The organism is Salinicoccus sp. Marseille-QA3875, assembly GCF_054950095.1.
In genome coordinates, this window is the sequence record NZ_CM143103.1 from 547,550 (window position 1) to 564,526 (window position 16,977).

The following is a 16,977-nucleotide window of genomic DNA, read 5'->3' on the forward strand; positions in this document are numbered from 1 at the left end:
GAGGGGTATCATGCATCATAATTTAAGCAGAGACAACAAATTTTATGCAATGGACAAGAATAACTCACCTGCAATTTACGTGGACTCCGGAGATACAGTGACACTGGAAGCGCACGACTGTTTCACCGGCCAGATTACAGTTGAAGAAGATACTTCGAGCGGACTGAACTGGGATGAAATCAACCCGGCAACAGGACCCGTCTATGTCAACGGCCTCGAGCCCGGAAATGCTTTGAAAGTCACCATCGAGAAAATTGATATCGGTGACCAGGGCATCGTGGTCACAGGGCCTGAGTCCGGCGTCATGGGTGATGAATTGACTGAGTTTACGAGAAGGATTCTGCCGATAGATAAAGAGAATAACACTGTTGATTTTGACGGTTTTATTATTCCTGTCAATAAAATGATCGGTGTCATCGGTGTAGCGCCTGAGGGTGATCCTGTAAATAACGGCACGCCTGGAGATCACGGCGGCAACATGGATTCCATTAAAATAACAGAAGGCGCAACTTTGTACCTTCCGGCTTTCCACGAAGGCGGATTATTTGGACTCGGTGATGTGCACGGTGCCATGGGCGACGGTGAAATCGGTGTGTCCGGTCTCGAAGTGGAATCCGAAGTGACAGTCAAATTGGAAGTCGTTGAAGATATCGATATCTCACATCCACTGCTCGTCAATGATGAAGGTGCATTCATGAACGTCTCCGATGAAGACTTGAATATCGCCGTCGATCAGAGCGTTAAAGAAATGATCAAGTTCCTGCAGCCATATACCGGTAAAAACTTGAATGAAATGGCGAAGCTTATGAGCCTTACCGGCCACACACAAGTCAACCAGGTTGTCGACCCTAAGAAAACCGGGAGATATTTCGTACCCAAATTTGTCCTGGACCATTTTGAAGTACCGTTATACTGATAATCAACTCCCTGCAGGAACTCGTGAGTGCTGCGAATACCTATTAAACTCCCTGCAGGAACTCGTGCGCGTTGGATTTCTATTACATGTTCGCGATGTGAACGAGCATGCGTTGAAGCTCTATTACATGTTCGCGTTGTGAACGAGCACGCGTTGGAGCTCTATTACACGTTCGCGATGACAACGAGCATGCGTTGGAGCTCTATCACATGTTCGCGTTGTGAACGAGCACGCTTTGGATCTCTATTACATGTTCGCGATGTGAACGAGCATGCGCTGAAATCAAAAACCTGCAGCTTCTCCTTACAAAAGGAAGCTGCAGGTTTTTATTTACATATTTACTTAGGTTCACTCCGGATATGGAATCTGACACCGCGTGGGCCTTCCACACTGAACATGCCGCCATTGCCTTCGACTACATCTACTGTCAACTTGGTGTGTTTCCAGTATTCGTATTGCTGGTGGTGCATGTAGAACTCAACGCCTTCTATTTCTCCAAGCTTCACATCAGCCGGACCAATTATAATCATATCCTTTTTCAAACACATCGGACTGGAACCGTCACAGCATCCTCCGGACTGGTGGAAGACAAGTTCGCCGTGCTCTTCCTTCAGCTCTTTGATCAAATCTTTGGCAGATTGAGTGGCATCGACAGATTTGTTATCCGTCACCATTTAGAAAAATCCTTTAGCTGTCTCACTATAGCTGATCAGCAGGTTTTTCGTCTGCTGGTAATGACTTAACATCATCTTATGGTTCTCTCTTCCGATACCACTCATTTTATATCCGCCAAATGCAGCATGTGCCGGGTAATCATGATACGTATTCACCCATACACGTCCTGCCTGAATGCCACGCCCAAAGCGGTATGCTTTGTTCTGTGACCTCGTCCATACGCCTGCACCCAGTCCGTACATTGTGTCATTTGCGATTTCCAGAGCTTCGTCGTCATCTTTATAAGTTGCGACTGCAAGCACCGGCCCGAAAATCTCTTCCTGGAAGATTCTCATCTTATTCGTGCCTTTGAAGATTGTCGGCTCGATATAGTAGCCCTCGCCGATATCGCCGTCCATCTCTATGACATTGCCGCCTGTTAAAATTTCAGCGCCTTCTTTTTTACCGATATCAAGATATGAAGTGATCTTTTCTTTCTGTTCCTGTGAAGTCTGTGCACCCATCATCGTATCCACATCCAGCGGGTTGCCGACTTTGATCTGCTCAACTCTCTTTATGACTCTTTCCATGAATTCATCATAAATATCTTCATGGACCAGTGCACGTGACGGACATGTACATACTTCACCCTGGTTCAGAGCAAACATGACAAGCCCTTCGATCGCCTTGTCCAGATAACCGTCATCTTCGTCCATCACATCTTTAGCGAAGATGTTCGGCGACTTGCCGCCTAGCTCCAATGTGACTGGAATGATGTTCTGACTCGCATTCTGCATGATGATGCGTCCTGTCGTCGTTTCACCCGTAAATGCAATCTTGTTGATATCCTGGTGCGTTGCAAGTGCCTGACCCGCTTCTGCCCCAAAACCGTTCACTATATTCAGAACGCCTTTAGGTACAATGTCCTGCACGAGTTCCATGAAATGCAGAATCGTTGTCGGTGTCTGTTCAGCCGGTTTCAACACTATGGAGTTGCCTGCTGCAAGCGCCGGTGCAATCTTCCACGAAGCCATCAATAACGGGAAGTTCCATGGAATGATCTGTCCGACCACGCCGAGCGGTTCATGGAAATGGTACGCAACAGTATCTTCATCAATTTGCGAAATACCGCCTTCCTGCGCACGGATGACGCCTGCAAAATATCTGAAGTGATCCACGACAAGCGGCAGGTCCGCATTCAGCGTTTCCCGTACAGCTTTGCCGTTTTCAAACGTTTCAAGCACCGCCAGCTCTTCCAGATGTTCTTCAACCTTATCAGCAATTTTAAGCAGCACGAGACTTCTTTCAGTCGGTGAGGTTTTCCCCCATTCGACCTGTGCCTTGTGTGCAGCTTTGACCGCGTTATCCACATCCGCCTGTTTTGAGCGCGGCACTTTTGATACGACTTTTCCGGTCACCGGTGATTTATTGTCAAAAAACTCACCGTCTGCCGGATCCACCCATTCTCCCCCGATATAGTTCTGGTACTTCTCTTTAATTTTGTACTGAGCATTATCTAAGTTTGGAAATTCAAATGCCATTCAACACACCCCTTTATATAATATACTTCAATTTTATCCCATTATTTTCAATGTTACAAACATTATGTATCCGCTTCCATAAAATTTTCTGAAAATAAAAACCCGGTGAGTTTATGGCCCGCCGGGTGCGTCAATATCTATCCGCTTAAGGTGTCAGCTGCTTTTTCTTTCTCCACTCTTTTGGTATGTAGACGCAGTACGGTTCACTTTCCATATAGTCACCGGTGGCTGCATAGGCTCTGGACCTTGAACCGCCGCATACATATCTGAATTCACATACGCCGCACTTGCCTTTGAATTTATCAGGGTTTCTGAGATTCTTAAGAATCGGGGATCCCCTGTAGATTTCAGACAGCTTGCGTGCACGGACGTTGCCGCAGTTGACCGGCAGCAGTCCACTCGGATATACATGGCCGATATGCGAGATGAATACAAAGCCGTTGCCGTCATTGACACCTTTCGGTGCACGGCCGAGTCCATCGATGGTTCCTGTCTTGCCTGCGCTGAGTGCATCCATATATCTGATCTGTGCATCTTTGTCCGTCTTGTTCTTTCTCATCTGATCCTGGATGACTACACGGCGGTAGTGCTGTGCAGCTGTCGTTTTAATATCAAACGGCACATCGTCTTTTATTTTGTTCAGCCATCTGAACACCTGCTCATGCTGGGCGGGTGTGATCATATCTTCATTCTTGCCGCGCCCTGTCGGCACGAGGAAAAACACGCTCCACAGCACACAGTTCAGCTCTGCTACCATTTCTTTCATCTCTTCCAAATAATCGATATTATAATTGGAAATGACAGTGTTGATCTGCAAAGGCATTTCAAGTTCATTCAAGTATTTGATTGCCTGCATCGTCAGATCAAAGCTGCCTTCAGTGCCCCTGAAATGGTCATGGATCTGTTTATTGTGACCGTCAATACTGAACGCCCATCTGCTGAGTCCGACATCTTTCGCCTTCTGCATCGCTTCTTTAGTCACATTCGGTGTCGCACTCGGCGTCATGGACACTCTGACACCTTTACCGACAGCATACTCGGCAAGTTCAAAAACATCCGCCCGCATCAAGGGGTCCCCGCCGGTAAACACAAGCATCGGATATTCCATCGCGGCAATATCATCTATCAGTGCCTTCCCTTCTTCGGTGGATAATTCATAGGGATTCCTCGTCGTCTGCGCTTCTGCACGGCAGTGCAGGCAATGCAGTTCGCATGCCCGTGTCAATTCCCAAATGACTATAAATGGCACCTCATTAAAATCTGGTATTTTAATATCCGGTTTCATTCCGTTCACTCCTTTATATATTCAATATAAAGGAATACGCAGCTTTAAACATATATATTATTTACATCTTTATGAACAAATCAATGCCGCATGTAAAATGCCTGCGGCGTCATTCTAAAACTCTTCATATTCGATCGGATCCTGGTTGCCGATTCGTCCGTCATCTTTAGTCAATCCGTTGATCTGATCCATCTCTTCCGCAGTCAGTTCAAAATTGAAAATATCAAGATTTTCCTTCTGGTGGTTTTCACCGGCCGCTTTAGGAATCGGCACGACACCCTGCTGGATATGCCACCTTAAAATGATCTGGGCGACAGTTTTATCTTTATCTTCGGCAATCTTTCTCACGGTGTCATCATGGACGACCGTCTGACCTCTGGATAACGGGCTCCACCCCTGGGTGATGATATCATTTCTCTGATTCCACGCATGCATTTCCTTCTGGCTGAAATAGGGATGCAGCTCAATCTGATTCACCGTCGGCAAAACCGATGTTTCATCAATCAGACGTTCGATATGTTCAGGTAGAAAGTTCGATACACCGATGGATTTCACGTAACCCTGCTCTTTCGCTTCGATCAAAGCGCGCCATGCTTCCACATACATATCCTGTTTCGGATTCGGCCAGTGAAGCAGTATCAGATCAAAATAGTCCAGCTGCATTCTGAATAAGGATTCCTCCACCGCCTGAATCGCTTCATCATAGTCGTAAAATGAACCCCGCAGTTTAGTCGTCACATACAACTCATCTCTTTCTATGCCGCTCCTCCTGATGCCTTCCGCCACCGAACCTTCATTATCATATTTCATCGCCGTATCAATTAATCTGTAACCGTTGTTTATGGCATTTTTAATTGATTCTGCACCGGATTCACCTTTCATATAAACGGTGCCATAACCGATTACAGGGATGGATCCGCCATCATTCAAAGTAAACCTGCCCACTTCATTTGCCATTTCAATCACCTTTTTTTATATGTCTTATCCGTCTCTACCTCTTTCTTCTACATATAAAACTCCAAAAAATAAAAACCATCCCCTGCCTGAAGGACAGAAGATGGAATTTATCAGTTCTTGTATTTTATTTTATAGTAGATCATATACAGGCTTGGTGTCACAATCAGTGACAGCAGCGATGAAAATGCGATTCCGGCAATGATCGTCACCGCAAGCGGTTCGAATAGTGCGTCTCCGCCGAGCGCAACCGGCAGCAGTGCGATGATTGTCGTGATAGTTGTCAGGATGATCGGTCTCAGCCTTGCACGGCCGCTCTCGATGATCGCTTCATTGATGTCGATATTGTTCTCTTTTCTTCTCTGCTCGATGAAATCGATCAGTACAACCGCATTTCTGACGACGATTCCGGCAAGGGACACCATCCCCATGACTCCCATGAATGACAGAGGTGTCTGGGTGACGAACAGGCCGATGAAGCCGCCGCTGATTGACAGGAAGATGCTGAATACGATGAGTAATGGCAGTACCAGTGAATTGAATTCAAATGCGATGACAAGATACACAAGCACTACGATTACTGCGAACAGCACCCCGATTTCAATGAAGAAGTCAGTCTGGTCGGTTGCTTCCCCGCCGACTATGGTTTCAGTACTGTCGTCAATATCTGAAGACAGGCCGTCCATTATTTCCTCGACCTTCTCTTCTTCGAGGTTGTACACTTCTGCAGCGACCTGGCGGTCCCCGTCATCATGGGCAATCGCCTGATATTCATTCGTTTCCTCAAGGTTTACGAAATCGTCCAGCGGGAACGTTTCCGGTTCCTCTCCGGAAAACTTGATGATTTCAATATCTTCAATATTGTATTCATCCGCATATTTCATATTGGACTGGATCTGCTCATCGTCGACGATGATTTCCTGGACAGGGATGCCCTGGCCGATCAGGTTCAGTTCATTCTTCACCTGCGAGACGGATAATTCCGCATCTTCAAGTGCCGATTCATCAATGGAGTAGTTGACCGTCTCGACCGGCTGTCCGAGGTTCGATGTCACGATTGCACCTTCATCCTCCAGTGCACCCCGGACGGTGTCGAGGTCCTGTTCCAATATATCCAGATCATCATTAGAAAGATCAAGAGTGACAGGTGCACCTTCCGGTGGCCCCTGGACGATCGTATCCATGAATATTTTCGCTTCCGGGAACTCTTCCCTCAAGTCTTCTTCATAAGTCTCGATGACTTCGGAGGCGCTCATCTGTTCTTTGTCGATGAAGAGCGCAAGCTGTGCCGTATGTGAACCCGTCTGATCCAGGGAGGCGCCGAACAGGTTCGGCAGGCCTTCACCGGTGAACAATGTCGCCCCTTCAAGATTGTCTACCGTGTCATTCAGATAATCGACGATTTCATTTGCACGGTCGTGCGTCTCTTCGATTGTCTGTCCATTATCATAGATGATATCCACCGTGACTTCGGAACGGTCCGCTTCCGGGAAGAACTCGAAAGGTGTGAACCTGAAAAGTCCAAGTGACAGAAGCGCGATGACCAGCACGATGCTGAAAGTGATGACCGGTCTCTTGATGAATTTCGGTATCAATTTATCTGCATACCAGTTTGAAACTTTGGTGAACGTCTTACCAAATATACCTGCATCCTGCGGCACTTTCTTAGTACCGACCAGATATCTGATTGCAGGGACCAGGAAGATTGCGAGTACCGTTGAAACGATCATCGTCGTAATCAGAATGCTCGGCAGTGCACTGATGAAATCTCCGTTCGCTCCGGATAGGAATAGGAGCGGCGAGAATGCAAGCACGATGGCGATAGTCGATGCGATGACGGAAGGTGCCACTTCCCTGACACCGTTATACATCGCATCCAATCTGCTGTCACCGGCGACAAGCCTCCGCTCGATATTGTCATTGACGACGATCGAGTCGTCGACCAGAATACCGAGTGCGATGATCAGCCCGATGACTGAGATCTGGTTCAGATCGACACCCAGCCACGGCAGCGGAATCAGCCCGATGAGTATGGACAGCACCACTGTGATCATGACGGCCGCTGAACCGATGAATGACAGTCCGAGCGATGTACCGATGATGACCGCTACGAGCGCGATCAATAATGAAACGTACAGTCCGGTGAATATGTCTTCGACGTTTTCACGTTCTGATGAAATGACAGATACTTCAATGTTATCGGCAAACTGATCGGTGTGCTGTTCCACAACAGCTTCGACATTTTCCGAAGTCGAAGGCACATCTTCACCCGGACTCAGGAATACCGTGAATGCGACACCCTCTTCGCCCATATGCTCGATGATGTCTTCCCTTTCTTCAGGGACGAGTTCAATTTCAGCAATGTTGGTGAGCGGCGTGTCATCATCACCCACTCTGATGTTTTCAAAAGTTTCGAGCGGTGCCGTGTCCTGGAAGCTGAGTCTGATGCTTTCAGTATCTTCTTCCTGTGTACCGAGCACAACAGGATTGAAAGACTGGTCAATTTCCTGAATGATCTGATCCGGAGTAATCTGGTTATCTTCCAGTGTCTCACGGTCAAGGTTGATATTGACCGTCTGGTCGTCATAACCCTGGACGGTCACATTATTGACGCCTTCCATCTGCGTAACATCAAGAGCAAGATCATCCACCTGGCTCTTAAGATCTTCGAGTCCGTCTCCGTTTTCACTTTGGAATATGTAACTCAGCAGCGGAAATGCGTTGCTCACACTGTCCACCTGCGGCTGGGCTGCATTTTCAGGCAGATTCCCTGAAACCTGGCTGACCAGATTATTAATGTCATTCTCCACCTGGTCGGGTTCTGCGCCATCCGAAAGTTCCAGCGTGACGACTGAAATATCATCCTGTGATACCGACGATACATTTTCTATACCTTCGATTCCGAATATATCACTTTCAATCACGTTGGTGATACTGGTTTCAACATCCGCTCTGTCGGCTCCCGGCCACGGAGTCGTGATGTTGATGATATTCACTTCAACCTCGGGTATTTCCCGGTTTTCAATGGTTAAAAATGTATAGACTCCTGTCAGTGCGATGGTGATCACTAAAATTATAAGCAAAAGACTACGTTTCATTAAAATATCAAATATATTTTTCACTTTCTAATCTCCGTTTTCCTTAAAGTTCAGCTGAATAGCTCATATACAGACCGACGATGAATAACAGGGCCACACCAATATATGAGGGTATGATCCAGAGTTCCGGAATGATCGTCATCGTTCCGAACATCAATAATGTACCTAAAAAGAATAAAACCGCTGCTAGAATTTTTCTCATTGTCCGGATTCACCAGTAATCCATTCTGTTTTTTCCTGATGCGGGATTCTGTTGACTTTGACATCTTTCCTCATAGCGGACTCACCTAAAAATACCGCTCCTAAAATTTCTTCGTCCTGTCGGAGATTGAAGAAGTCTTTTACAGGTTCCGCCTGATATGCAGGCCCGCTCTTCCAGATTGCCCCGATACCCTTGCTGTGGGCTTCAAGCAGAATATTCTGGGTGGCCGCTGCCACTGCACACACATCTTCAGTGTAGATCGCTTTTTTATTTTCCAAATCTCTGGATAACGCCACAATGATTATGGTCGGTGCAAGAAGTGGTTTCGCACCGACTTTCATGATCCGTTTCTGGGCTTCTGGCGAGTCCGGGTCATCCGCTTTTGCAGCGGCCCATTTTTTCATGACATCCGACAGCTGTTTTCTGCCTTCACCTTCCACTACGAAAAACTTCCACGGTTCTGTAAAATAATGATTGGGCGCCCATGTCGCCGCTTCAATCAGACTTTCCACAGTTTCCTTGTCCAGAGGTGCCGTGTCTTTAAAAATCTTCACACTCCGTCTTGTTCTGATAGCATCTGAAACATTCATATTATCTCTCCTATGATGAGTATCATCACTCCATTCTACTCAAATAAATTATCAATCACAACATATATTATACAAATGTCATATTATTGCTATAATATGCATATCATACGATGAAAGAAGGATATTCAGTGTATTTCCTCATACTGTTAGGTATTTTAGGCGGGATGGCTGTACCATTGCAGACTTCCATCAATGCAGAGTTCTCAAGGTTTTCCGGAGCTGTCTTCATCACCTCATTCTATTCATTTCTGGTTGGGACGACCGCCCTGTTTTTTGTCAATCTTTTTTTAAATGCCGAAAAATTTTCTTTTGTCTTTTTCGGCGCCCAGGATTACTCATACATATGGTTCGCAGGCGGGCTGATGGGCGTCGTCTTTCTGACCGCCAACATACTGCTGCTGCCGAGGATCGGTGCAGCCTTAACGGTGATTGTCACCGTAACCGGACAGATGATCATCGGTATCATGATCGATACTTTCGGCTGGTTTGAAGCCGCACCGCAGCCTTTTCATCCGATGCATCTTATCGGTGTACTGCTGCTGATTTTTGGAATCATCTATATGAATGCCAATAAAAAACTTGCAGTCGAACGCCGGCATTCCAGAGCATGGGTCCTTCTCGGATTATTCACAGGCATGCTGCCCCCGATGCAGACTGCAATCAACAGTGCACTCAGCCAGGAAACAGGTTCGGCGATATTTGCAGCGTTCATATCATTTTTAATCGGAGCAGTCTCTTTATTTTTTATTGCACTCGTTGTTCATAGAAGATTATCTTTCAAGTTCAAGGTTGAAGGCACAACCCTTAAACCATGGCTCTTTTCAGGCGGGGCGCTCGGAGCCGTATATGTCGGGATGAACATTCTTCTGATGCCGCATTTAGGCGTGACTCTGACGATGATGGCAGCCATTTTCGGCCAGATCCTCATGGGTCTCCTGATCGATCACTTCGGCTTGTTCAAATTACCGAAGCAGCCGGTCGACAGAAGGCGGATCATTGCTGTGGCCGTTATTGTCGGCGGGATTTTAGTGCTGCAGATTTACTGAGTATTAAAATTTTGCGATAAATTTTATTTTTATTTATGTATTCCGGTCTCCATCGGTCAAACCGCTTTTCACTTGGACGATTGAACGGCACTATCGGCCAAACCGCTCTCCACTTGGCCGATGGAACGGCACACATAAAAAAGCTGTCCACCCGGCGCAAAAGCAGGCGACGGACGGGCAGCTTTTTCAAATCTATGCGTTTGCTTTCAACTTATTGGATATCAGTTCCATAAAAATCGCTACGACCAGGATGATGATGGTGATCATGCCCACTTCGTTCATATCATAATAGAATGTACTGGATAGGAACAGATGATAGCCGATGCCGCCGGCCCCTGCTGCTGCTCCCATGGCCACTGCCACGCCGAAGTTTATTTCAAAGCGCAGGAAGGTCCATGAAATCAGGTAGCTCTTCGTCTGGGGAATCACGACCTGGAAGAGGATATGCGGGTAGCTTGAACCTGTCGCGCGCAGCGCCTCGATCTTGCCTTCATCGATCTCTTCAAAAGCTTCCGAATAAGCCTTGACCAGATACGCAACCGAGTGGAACATCATGCCGATCACAGCTGCGATGGAGCCGAGTCCTGCCGCAATGGCAAATATCAGCACCCACAGTACCGTCGGTACTGCACGGAAGATTGTAATCACGCCTTTGATCAGTGTACTCAGCCACGGCGTCGATAAGTTGACGGCGGTGCCGAATGCGAGAAATATGGAAATGACTGCACCGAGTATCGTCGCGAGAAATGCAAGCGACAATGTAATCAGTACATTATACAGCGCCGTCCCAAAGCCGACCTGTGACAACGCCGGCCGGAGGAACATTTCACGAAGGTTCGCAAGAGTATCGACGATCGCCTGGGAAAGGACGAGCCCGCTGTAATCCATCAGGAAAAATCCGATAACCGTAAATATCCCCGTTGCGATCAATATCCATTTCAGGGATTTCTGTCCTCTCGTCGGACGGCTGATCTTTATTTTCCCACTGCCCGTACGGTCTAATTGAACGTCCATTATATGATCTCCCTTCTGATTACATTGGAAATTGCTTCAATGATCAATACCGCAACGACAATCGATAATGTAATCAATGAAACCATTTCATAATTCAGCTGCTTATAATAAAGATCGAATAAGTATCCGATACCTGTACCGGTCAACAGACCGACCAGCGTTGCGCTTCTGATATTCGTCTCGATCATGAAGAGTGTCCAGCTGAACAACTGAGGCATGCTGCCCGGCAAAACCGCCTTAAAAATCATCTGGGGATATGTAGCGCCTGTTGCCCTCAACGCTTCAACAGTATCACTCGACGCTTCATCAATCGTTTCGATATATGCCCGGACCAGAAAACCGAATGTCGCGAAGAATAGCGCGAGGAATCCCGTCGCCGAGTTCGTACCGAAGCTGACGACGAGAATCAGTGCCCATGCAACGACTGGAATGTTACGGCTGACGGATGCAGCGAATTTTGCCACATACATCAGGACTGTGTTGACGCTCGTCAGTTTCGAGCCCAGCAGGGCGAATACCAGTGCACATACCGAAGCTGTCGTCGTCGATACGATGGAAATCAGAATCGTCTCCCAGAGCAGTCTCATGACCGTCGGGAAATTTGCCATCGTCTCAGCAGAGAAGTACATGTTCGAAATCAGCCATGGAATCGCTGCAGGGATGCTCATCAGACCGTCTATATGATCATACTCGGCGATTACGCCTGCACCGGCAATCAATGCAATGATGATGACGGCACCGATTGTCGTTCTGATATGTTTCCTGCGGATAATGTTCACCTTGGATAAGTGTTGTGTTGAAGATTTACTGCTCATTGATTTTTCACCCTACTCCACTATTAATTCATCGGCTTTGGAGCCATAGACCTTATTGATTGAAATCTTATCCATTTCAGCCGGAACATCGTTGAAAATGATTTCTCCGTCGTTCAGACCGATCATCCGGTCTGAATACTTTTTGGCAACATCCACCTGGTGCAGATTGACGATGACCGTAATGCCGCGTTCACGTGAGATCCGCTTCAAATATTCCATGATTACCATCGATGCCCTCGGATCCAGTGAAGCGATCGGTTCATCACACAGGATGATCTTCGGATCCTGGATCAGTGCCCTTGCGATCCCCACACGCTGTTTCTGGCCGCCGGAAAGCTCATCACATCGTTTATAGATGTGATCTCCGATTCCCAGTTCCGCGATGATGTTAAGCGCCTTTTCCTTCTCCTCTTCCGTATAGAGCGAAAAGATGCCCTGCAGACTGTTTTTCGTGCCCAGCAGGCCGTGCAGTACGTTTTCAAATACGCTCAGACGTTCAACCAGATTATAATGCTGGAAGATCATGCCGATATCCGTACGCATTTTCCGGAGCTTCTTGCCTTTCAATGTCGTAATGTCCCTATCGTCAAATGTGATGCTGCCGCTCGTCGGCTCTATCATCCGGTTGATGGAACGGAGCAGAGTCGATTTCCCCGCACCGGAAGGGCCGATGATGGACAGCAGTTCGCCTTCTTTAATGTCAAAATTGATGTTTTTCAACACCTGCTTGCCTTTGGTGTAAGATTTATTCAAATCTTTGATTTCCATTATTACAGGGAGGTCTCTTGTGGCCTCCTTATGTTCTTCCTGTTCCGCGTCCGGAAAATTGAAAACGACCGGATCCGTTTTTTTACTTTCTTCAACCGTACGGGTCCTTTCTTTGACAGGCATGGTATTCCTCCTAATTAAAAAAGGGAGAAGTCTCCCTTTTTTTCAAAATTCTTTTATATTAATTACTGCTGAGTTCTCTGATCGGATCGAACCACGCGTCTTCCACAGTTACAAATCTTTCGTCACCGGACTTCGTGAATAATGCAGGCGCGTCGGAATCTTCCGGAACGAAGATCTTTTCGTTTTCAGCCACTTCATCGGAAGTCATCATTTCTGTCAGATTGGAAATTTCCTCTTCAGACAATGTACCCGTATTCATCATGAATGGTGCGTTCAGAACCGGCGTTGCCGAAATCAGTCCGAACTGCTCGCCGCCCATTCCATCGAAAGGCTGCGCCGCATCTTCAGAAATTTCATATATTGACCCTGCCGTGTTTTCTTCTCCTTCAGCCACTTCTACGTATTTTCGACACATGTATCACAGAATGCCGCTATATCCGCTCTGCCGTTCAAAAGGTTCACAGCCGAACCCTGGTGCGTATTGCCGAACATCACTTCGTTGAATAAAGTGCCGCTTTCTGCCAGATCTTCACCTTCCAGGTCTGCGTATTCTTCCTGCTCACTGAAATGCGCAACTAAAGTTGAAGATGGTACTCTGAATCCTGAAGTGGATGATGAAGATACGAATGAGAAGTTCTTATCTTCAAAGTTATCCAGTGAGTAGCCGCCCTCGCCGTCTTCATACTCGCTCATGTTCTCTACCGCTGTAGCAAACCAGCTGTAGTACAGTGCATCCTCTTCCGTGCCTGACGGACCGGATGGCACAGCGAGAGGCTGGATTGCGTCATTTCTTTCATTTGCCTGGATATATCCTTCAGCTCCGCCGAAAAGAAGGTCTGCATTATCATTGACGATACTTTCAATCGCGATCGCATAGTCCGTAGTCAGTTCATGCTCGACCGGACGTCCTGTCGCTTCTTCTATCACTGCGCCGATTTCATCTCGGCCGTCTTCAAGTTCATTGCCGGATTCGTTCGGGTACCATACAAGAACGACGGGTTCATCGTTTGATGCTTCCGCACCTTCATTTTCTTCCGAGCTCGCTTCGCCGTTTGCATTATCTTCTGAACCTTCCGTCGTCTCTGAAGCGCCTGAATCATTTCCGCATGCTGCCAGGAAAATAGTTAAACCGAGTAAAAGATAAATCAAATTTTTCATGAATGATTGCTCCTTAGAAAATGTTTGTTTTGAGTTCCTACTTCATTAAAAGCTATATGATCAGCATAGTAAACACGATTTACCATCTCTTAACACACCTTAGGAATATCCTAATAATCTCTAACGGAATCTTAACAATCCACCGTCCACACCAATGGACGATTCCGCCCCGAAACTGCCGTGGTAATCACTGCCGCCCGTCAGTTTCAGTCGATATTCATTTGCAAGTTCAGTAATCCTCATATGGTCTTCCTCAACATGATCCGGATGCAGCAGCTCGATGCCGTCGATACCAGAGTCCATGTGCTCTTCAATCATTTCGTAGCTGTCCAGCTGACCCGGGTGCGCAATGACGACGAGACCGTCATCTTTCTTTATCGCTTCAATCGCATCTTTAACATCAATGTATTCAATATCTCCTGCTGCAGGACCGTCTCCTTTAAACAATGTTTTATATAATTTATGATAAGCATCGGAATTATAGTCGTCATCGGTCAAATGCTTCATGATATGCTGTTTGTAGATCACCTTTGAAGGTTCGGCAATTGCTCTGACAGCACCGGCATCCACGTCATAGCCGTGTGCCCTGATGTTTTCCATCTGACGCAGGGAATGCGCATGCCGTCTTTCGAGCAGTTCTTCTGTCAGTTTTTTGATGTTCGGGGCTTTAAGGTCATAATGATACCCCAGAACGTGCACTTTCCTGTCCCGCTTAAAATCATATGCTGAAATTTCTATTCCCGGAATCAGCTCTATCCCGTATGACCGAGCCGTGGGCAATGCCTTTGCATAAGTTTCCGTAGTATCGTGGTCGACGAAGCTGAGTACTTCGACACCTGCCGTGCGCGCTTTTTCCAAAACGGTCTCTACACTGTCGGCACCGTCAGAGTAGTGGCTGTGTACATGCAGATCGACAAGCATCATTCAGTCTCCTTCACTGCTTTTTCCGACATGTCAAAAACTTTGTCACACAACCCTTCCATGAACTCAAGGTCATGGAAGATGCCTATCAGCGTCGTCCCGCTGTCCTTCAGCTTGGAGATGGCTTCCCTCACTTTGAGTTTGGATGCATGATCAAGTGATGCCGTCGGTTCATCCAGTAATAGAAGCCTCGGTTCCTTGACGACAGCGCATGCGATGTTCAGACGCAGCTTTTCACCACCTGAGCATGTGTTCGGATAGTTATTCCACAGCGCTTCCGGCAGATCGAAATGACGCAGTGTTTCCTTGGCCGTCCGTTCTGCCTCCCCGTACGCCACCCCCATTTCGAGCAGTGACAGGATGACAAGTTCAAGTGATGTCGTTCTCGGCATCACCTTTAAAAATTGCGACACATAGCCGATTTCCGTTTTGCGCAGTCCGATCAGGGCATTATCTTCAATTTCATGAAGGTTCACTTTCCCGAACATTTCCGAATCATAAAGGATTTCCCCCTGATTCGGCTTATACGTACCGTAAATGCTTTTTAAGACAGTTGATTTACCGCTCCCGCTTTTACCGATGATTCCTAAAAACTGACCTTTTTCAACTTCAAAAGAGATGTCTTCAACTGCCTGCCTGGTCTGATTCAAATGATGTGTTGTAAAAGTCTTGCCAAATTCTTTGACTGTCAGCATGCTGCTCCTCCTCAATCCACTCTGTAATGGTACCGGCTCACTGTAAAACCGTTGACGATGCATTCAGTGATTATGGGATAATCGCCGTCCATCCGGATGACGTTTATATCCGCTTTTTTTCCTACTTTGATAGAACCGATTTCATCATCCATATTGACTGCTTTTGCAGGATTTATCGTGATCAGTCTGACGGCATCTTCAAGCGGAAAATCACACTGCTGATGCAGTTTGAAGACGCCGTGCAGCATCGAGGCCGGATAGTAGTCACTGCACAAAATTGAAATGCAGCCTTCTTCTATCGCTTCCCGTGCATTCAGATTCCCTGAATGAGAACCGCCAAGCATGATATTGGGGGCGCCTGCCAGTGTATGGATTTTTTCCTGATGGGCATATTTTGCCACATTCATGTAGATCGGGAATTCACTGATTGTCGTGCCCAACCGTTTTGCGAGTTCGATCTTTTCAGTTGAATCGTCGTCATGAGAAGCGACTGCGATGCCCTTACGGGTCGCAAGGTCTGAAAGTTCCTTCATATCTTCAAATGACAGCGTGTCATGGCTTTTCTTCTGCTCCATCACCTGGACGATCTGGGCATCGGATATATTCTGATAGCCTTTCATCGTCTTCAAGTACATTTCTATATCCCTGTACTGTCCCTGTCCCGGCGTATGGTCCATAAAGCTGAGCAGATGAACACGGTCCTGTTCAATATGTTCTTTGATCATAGGCAGCTGCTCGACCGAGTCGATTTCAAAGCGTGCATGCAGACGGTGTCTGATCAGACGTTTTTCGTTATGTGTCTGATCGATTGCCCGGATCAGCTTGTCCACATTTTCCGGAGAACGGATCGGTTTATGTCCAAACATGTCTTTTTTATAAATGGAAAGGGAATGAAACATCGTTGAAATCCCGTGGGAACTTAAAATACGTTCAGACTCACGGATGCCGAGATTGAAATCCATCATTGACGTCGGTCTCGGTGCGATAATCCCTTCTATATAGTCAGAATGGATATCGATGAAGCCGGGTGTGACATAACCGCCCCCCGCATCGATGACCGATTTTGCGTCTTTGATGTAATTGCCCGCTTCTGCAGCAGGCAGAATATCGATGATGATATCCTTATCGATGACGACTGCGCCATTTTCCATCATTTCGTCTTCTAAAATAATGTTGCCGTTAGTAATTACTTTCAAA

General features: G+C 46.9%; 17 protein-coding genes. 2 read left to right on the forward strand and 15 right to left on the reverse strand.

The window, feature by feature from the left end; genetic code table 11:
- The first annotated feature begins 10 nt into the window (after positions 1 to 10).
- Complete coding sequence (locus ACY8DT_RS02920; protein WP_462421449.1) at positions 11 to 916, forward strand: acetamidase/formamidase family protein; 906 nt, start codon at positions 11 to 13, stop codon at positions 914 to 916.
- A 338-nt stretch (positions 917 to 1,254) separates the two neighbouring features.
- On the opposite strand, the gene ACY8DT_RS02925 is transcribed toward ACY8DT_RS02920, so the two are convergent.
- The 7 genes from ACY8DT_RS02925 to ACY8DT_RS02955 all read right to left on the reverse strand — a co-directional run bounded on the left by ACY8DT_RS02925 (position 1,255) and on the right by ACY8DT_RS02955 (position 9,240).
- The gene (locus ACY8DT_RS02925) at positions 1,255 to 1,590 is read right to left on the reverse strand and encodes a DUF779 domain-containing protein (RefSeq protein ID WP_197272185.1); all 336 of its coding nucleotides are present in this window, start codon (positions 1,588 to 1,590) and stop codon (positions 1,255 to 1,257) included.
- Positions 1,591 to 3,111 carry an acetaldehyde dehydrogenase ExaC gene (exaC, locus tag ACY8DT_RS02930; protein ID WP_462421450.1) on the reverse strand — a complete coding sequence of 507 codons (1,521 nt, stop codon included), beginning with the start codon at positions 3,109 to 3,111 and terminating at the stop codon, positions 1,591 to 1,593. It lies immediately after the preceding gene.
- Between the two features lie 145 nt (positions 3,112 to 3,256).
- Positions 3,257 to 4,396 (reverse strand): TIGR04053 family radical SAM/SPASM domain-containing protein, encoded by a 1,140-nt coding sequence (locus ACY8DT_RS02935; protein WP_462421451.1) that lies wholly within the window; start codon positions 4,394 to 4,396, stop codon positions 3,257 to 3,259.
- A 114-nt stretch (positions 4,397 to 4,510) separates the two neighbouring features.
- Positions 4,511 to 5,353, reverse strand: a complete 843-nt coding sequence (locus ACY8DT_RS02940; RefSeq protein WP_462421452.1) for an aldo/keto reductase — start codon at positions 5,351 to 5,353, stop codon at positions 4,511 to 4,513.
- A gap of 110 nt (positions 5,354 to 5,463) precedes the next feature.
- The gene (locus ACY8DT_RS02945; protein ID WP_462421453.1) at positions 5,464 to 8,472 is read right to left on the reverse strand and encodes an efflux RND transporter permease subunit; all 3,009 of its coding nucleotides are present in this window, start codon (positions 8,470 to 8,472) and stop codon (positions 5,464 to 5,466) included.
- Between the two features lie 19 nt (positions 8,473 to 8,491).
- Entirely contained in the window at positions 8,492 to 8,650 is a 159-nt protein-coding gene (locus tag ACY8DT_RS02950; RefSeq protein ID WP_462421454.1) for a hypothetical protein, read from the reverse strand.
- Positions 8,647 to 9,240 (reverse strand): nitroreductase family protein, encoded by a 594-nt coding sequence (locus tag ACY8DT_RS02955; protein ID WP_462421455.1) that lies wholly within the window; start codon positions 9,238 to 9,240, stop codon positions 8,647 to 8,649. Before ACY8DT_RS02955 ends, ACY8DT_RS02950 begins: the two co-directional genes overlap by 4 nt.
- A gap of 128 nt (positions 9,241 to 9,368) precedes the next feature.
- On the opposite strand from ACY8DT_RS02955, the gene ACY8DT_RS02960 reads away from it, so the two are divergent.
- Complete coding sequence (locus ACY8DT_RS02960) at positions 9,369 to 10,286, forward strand: DMT family transporter (protein WP_462421456.1); 918 nt, start codon at positions 9,369 to 9,371, stop codon at positions 10,284 to 10,286.
- Positions 10,287 to 10,478: 192 nt separating this feature from the next.
- Here ACY8DT_RS02960 and ACY8DT_RS02965 read toward each other — a convergent pair whose 3' ends face one another.
- From ACY8DT_RS02965 to phnM, 8 genes are all read right to left on the reverse strand, one after another.
- Positions 10,479 to 11,300 carry a PhnE/PtxC family ABC transporter permease gene (locus ACY8DT_RS02965; RefSeq protein WP_462421457.1) on the reverse strand — a complete coding sequence of 274 codons (822 nt, stop codon included), beginning with the start codon at positions 11,298 to 11,300 and terminating at the stop codon, positions 10,479 to 10,481.
- Complete coding sequence (locus ACY8DT_RS02970) at positions 11,300 to 12,115, reverse strand: PhnE/PtxC family ABC transporter permease (protein ID WP_462421458.1); 816 nt, start codon at positions 12,113 to 12,115, stop codon at positions 11,300 to 11,302. The genes ACY8DT_RS02965 and ACY8DT_RS02970 overlap by 1 nt, the downstream gene beginning before the upstream one ends.
- Before the next feature lie 12 nt (positions 12,116 to 12,127).
- Positions 12,128 to 13,006: a phosphonate ABC transporter ATP-binding protein gene (gene phnC, locus ACY8DT_RS02975; RefSeq protein ID WP_462421459.1), complete on the reverse strand. Its 879-nt coding sequence runs from the start codon at positions 13,004 to 13,006 to the stop codon at positions 12,128 to 12,130.
- A gap of 58 nt (positions 13,007 to 13,064) precedes the next feature.
- Positions 13,065 to 13,400, reverse strand: coding sequence for a type 2 periplasmic-binding domain-containing protein (locus ACY8DT_RS02980; RefSeq protein WP_462421460.1), 336 nt, complete (start codon positions 13,398 to 13,400; stop codon positions 13,065 to 13,067).
- A gap of 2 nt (positions 13,401 to 13,402) precedes the next feature.
- Entirely contained in the window at positions 13,403 to 14,164 is a 762-nt protein-coding gene (locus tag ACY8DT_RS02985; RefSeq protein ID WP_462421461.1) for a PhnD/SsuA/transferrin family substrate-binding protein, read from the reverse strand.
- 120 nt (positions 14,165 to 14,284) lie between these two features.
- Positions 14,285 to 15,088, reverse strand: a complete 804-nt coding sequence (locus tag ACY8DT_RS02990; RefSeq protein WP_462421462.1) for a PHP domain-containing protein — start codon at positions 15,086 to 15,088, stop codon at positions 14,285 to 14,287.
- Positions 15,085 to 15,780: a phosphonate C-P lyase system protein PhnL gene (locus tag ACY8DT_RS02995; protein WP_462421463.1), complete on the reverse strand. Its 696-nt coding sequence runs from the start codon at positions 15,778 to 15,780 to the stop codon at positions 15,085 to 15,087. The genes ACY8DT_RS02990 and ACY8DT_RS02995 overlap by 4 nt, the downstream gene beginning before the upstream one ends.
- An 11-nt stretch (positions 15,781 to 15,791) precedes the next feature.
- Entirely contained in the window at positions 15,792 to 16,976 is a 1,185-nt protein-coding gene (gene phnM, locus ACY8DT_RS03000) for a phosphonate metabolism protein PhnM (protein WP_462421464.1), read from the reverse strand.
- Position 16,977: the final 1 nt, after the last annotated feature.